The 3,577-nt window shown below is 55.3% G+C and carries 4 protein-coding genes; 1 reads left to right on the top strand and 3 read right to left on the bottom strand.

All coding sequences use genetic code 11. From position 1 onward, the window contains the following. Nucleotides 1–299, bottom strand: a 299-nt coding sequence (locus tag ACRESJ_RS13895) for an FAD-dependent oxidoreductase (RefSeq protein WP_431758402.1), incomplete at its 3' end; no start/stop codon positions are given. 473 nt (nt 300–772) lie between these two features. Between ACRESJ_RS13895 and ACRESJ_RS13890 the strand changes: the two genes are divergently transcribed. Further along, nucleotides 773–2,197, top strand: coding sequence for an aldehyde dehydrogenase family protein (locus ACRESJ_RS13890; protein WP_431758401.1), 1,425 nt, complete (start codon nt 773–775; stop codon nt 2,195–2,197). A 180-nt stretch (nt 2,198–2,377) separates the two neighbouring features. Here ACRESJ_RS13890 and ACRESJ_RS13885 read toward each other — a convergent pair whose 3' ends face one another. Together ACRESJ_RS13885 and ACRESJ_RS13880 are read right to left on the bottom strand one after the other, a co-directional pair. Beyond that, a complete protein-coding gene (locus tag ACRESJ_RS13885; protein ID WP_431758400.1) occupies nt 2,378–3,034 on the bottom strand; it encodes an amino acid ABC transporter permease in 657 nt (218 codons plus the stop codon). Then, nucleotides 3,031–3,577, bottom strand: a 547-nt coding sequence (locus ACRESJ_RS13880; RefSeq protein ID WP_431758399.1) for an amino acid ABC transporter permease, incomplete at its 5' end; no start/stop codon positions are given. The genes ACRESJ_RS13880 and ACRESJ_RS13885, both read right to left, overlap by 4 nt.

Below are 3,577 nucleotides of genomic sequence, written 5' to 3'. Positions count from 1 at the left end.
GTGGATCTGTTGTCAGTAACGGACGCTTCGTCATCGATATCTCCAAGGCTTCCGCAGTAGCCCAACTCGCTTGCCAAAATCTGAGCCAATGCCATGCCTCTCTCGGTCAGAGGATTAGGCTGAGTTTTTTTGCAGTAGGCCATGACTTTGGTCAGGCCAAGCTTGGGGATGCAATCTCCAACAAATGATTTGTCGATGAGTGTGACCCTGGCCCCCAGCTTCTGAAGAAAATAAGCCGCCGAAACGCCAATGATCCCCGCACCAACGACCGCGATCTCCAGATCTCTCTGCTGATTCACGCCACTCACCCCTCTAGTCATGCGCCATTTCTGACACGTCGCCCTATGCCGCTACCCATCTTGCCCTGACAAGACCCGACGAATCGTACCCATCATACTGTTTTTTAGACTGCCCGGTCAGTATGATGATTGAATCGAGCGTTTGTCAACACCACAGAGAGGGGTCGCAGCAGAGGAAGAGGTCTTAACACGTGATGCGATCTATCTCGCCTTGCATTAGTCAACGACAACCGAGCATACTAAAAATACCCAGCGGTCTATTTTTAAGATCTAAAGGTCAGTTTTGGTGATGGCGAGGCAGCTGTGTGTATGGAAACGGACGACGCGTGAGGCGATCCCCTTTCCACTAAGGCAAGCCAGAAAACCGGCTGAGGCGTCCTGTTCATCATTTTCTGGCATGCCTCCTCGGCACTCTTTATTAGGATAGAGGCCCGAGGCTTGCCGCCCAACTCACATCAAGCTCGAGGTCTGTTATGAAGAATGCGGATAAATTTTTTATCGATGGAGCATGGGTTGCTCCGTCTCGCGAGGAGCTTATCGATGTCGTCAACCCGGCAACGGAGCAAGTTATTGCCCGGATCGCTAACGGTTGCTCCGCAGATGTCGATCAGGCTGTCATCGCCGCACAGAAGGCTTTCGGATCGTTCAGCCAGACCTCTATCGAATCGCGCTTGGCCTTACTGGTGCGTATTCGTGAGGGCCTGATCAATAATACTCCCGAGATCGCCAGCCTGATCAGCGCTGAAATGGGCGCCCCAATCGGCTTCGCGCGTGATGCACAAGCGGCAACCTGCATCGGCCATGTCGATGCAATCATCGAAGTGCTCAAGGATTTCAGTTTCGAAGAGCGCCTCGAGAATACGCTGATTACGAAAGAGCCTATCGGCGTGGTGGGGCTCATCGCCCCATGGAACTGGCCACTTAACCAAGTGGTTTGCAAAGTGCTGCCTGCGATCGCTGCAGGTTGCACCATCGTTCTCAAACCGAGTGAAGTCGCTCCACTGGATGCCATTCTGTTTGCCGACATCCTCACTGAAGCCGGCGTGCCTGCCGGCGTATTCAACTTGGTAAATGGCGATGGCCCAAGCGTTGGTCACGCGATCTCTACTCACCCGGGGATCCACATGGTGTCGTTCACCGGCTCCACCCGAGCAGGGATTCAAGTGGCGAAAGCGGCTGCTGATACCGTAAAGCGCGTTACTCAAGAACTGGGCGGCAAGTCTCCCAACCTGATCCTCGACGATGTTGATCTTGAAGCCGTGGTGAAGGCTGGCGTCGAACACTGCTTCAGCAACAGCGGCCAATCCTGCGATGCCCCAACGTTGATGTACGTTCCTGCGGCTCGCTATGAAGAAGCCGTTTCTATCGCCGCACAAGCAGGTTCGGCACTGAAAGTGGGCAACCCGGACTCAGAGGCGACTGATCTGGGGCCAGTGGCAAACCGTGCACAGTTCGACCGGATTCAGGAGCTCATCAAATCCGGCGTTGCTCAAGGCGCACGCGTTGTCATCGGCGGCGAAGGCCGTCCTGAAGACCTGAAGGAAGGGTTTTACGTCAAGCCGACGATTTTTGCCGATGCCACACCCAGCATGAGAATCGTCCAAGAAGAGATTTTTGGGCCAGTGCTGGTCATGCTGCCTTACAAGGACGAACAGGCCCTGATCTCCGCCATCAATGCCGCCGACTATGGCCTCGCTGCTTACGTTCAGTCAGGAAGCCTGGAACGCGCTCGCAAGGTTGCTCATCAACTGCGCGCAGGTTCTATCTACATCAACAGCCCCGAGTGGAACGCTCTCGTGCCCTTCGGTGGCTTCAGGCAGTCGGGTAACGGTCGCGAATGCGGTGCTCATGGCCTCAATGAGTACCTCGAAATCAAAGCCAGCGTCGGCTACTACTGACTGATGCCCCAGCGGCTGTGAAACGGAAATCAGAGCCGCCTCATTCACTCAAGCCCCGCCCAATAGGTCGGGGCTTTCTTTTTGAGTAACTCAGCGCATCTCGCCACCTGACTAAAAACAAAAACCCCTGCTTGGGAGCAAGGGCTTCGCTTCATCCATGAAAATCTGCATGTGCCAACGTCAGTCGTATTTCCCGAGATGCCTCTCCAGATAATTCACACCCAAGGTCGTGGGGATGCAGATCAAGGCATACATCAACCCGGTGAGACTTAGGATCGACATGTACTGGAATGTTTCTGAACCGATGTCGTTGGCAGCACTGATCAACTCTGGAAGCGCGATGGTGAAGCAGAGGGATGTAGCCTGAAGGATCAACAAAGCGAAGCCCAACAACGGAGGCAATGCAATCCGTAGCCCTTGCGGAATCACGATGATGCGAAGGGTATCGGCACGACTCAAGCCAAGGGTCTGCGATGCTTCGCGCTGACCTGCTGCCACGGCATTCAAGCCGGCGCGGATGATCTCACTGGTGTAAGCCCCGGTACTCCAGGCCAATGCTGCGACTGATGCACTGAGCGATGACAACGTCAGACCGGTATTGGGCAGCCCAAAGTACAAAAACTGCAGCAGGATGAGCACCGGCCCGCCCCTGCCCAACTCAACGAGAATCACACAGACCCAACGGATGCTTCTCGCTTTGGCTTGGCCGCCAACGGCCCAAATGAGTCCGAGCGGAATGCCGATGAGCAGGCTCAGTGCCGCCACCTCCAAGCTGAGAAGGTAGCCATCCCACAACCGTGGAAACCATTCAGCCCAGTCATTGAATGTTCCTGTCATCGCTCAATCCTCATCCGGAGCCGGAGATCGACTACCCGTGACACGTAGGCCATTAGGAAACTGAGACTGAAGTAAGCCACGGCGGCCCAAGCGTAGATCTGCAACCCTTGGTATGTTTGCTGGGTAAGTTGGTTGGCGATCAATGCGACGTCTGCCACTCCAATGGCCGAAGCAATCGCTGTGTCTTTAAGCAAGCCGATGGCATAGGAGCTGGCTGAAGGAAGAGAAATACGCATTACCTGCGGCGCCAGGACATACCGATAACGCTGCCAGGTGGAGAGTCCGATCACCCTGCTTGCTTCGCCTTGGCCCTTCGGAACAGCTTTGAGTGCACCCCGATAGATTTCTGCCAGATTGGCGGCGGTGATCAGCGAGAGGCCAATCACCGAAGCAGCAAACGGACTCAATCGCACCACATGCTGCCCCACGGCGAAGAACACCGCGAACAGCCAGACGATGGGGGGAACAGAACGGACGATGAGGATCAACGTCGCTCCGAGGTAGGCAAGCGGTGCGTTGCGGGCAGAACGAATTGCGCAGAGA

Source organism: Pseudomonas sp. (assembly GCF_050739655.1).
Classification (GTDB): Bacteria; Pseudomonadota; Gammaproteobacteria; order Pseudomonadales; family Pseudomonadaceae; genus Aquipseudomonas.
The sequence above is the reverse complement of the archived record's forward strand: the minus strand, read 5'-3'. Positions and strand labels throughout refer to the sequence as shown.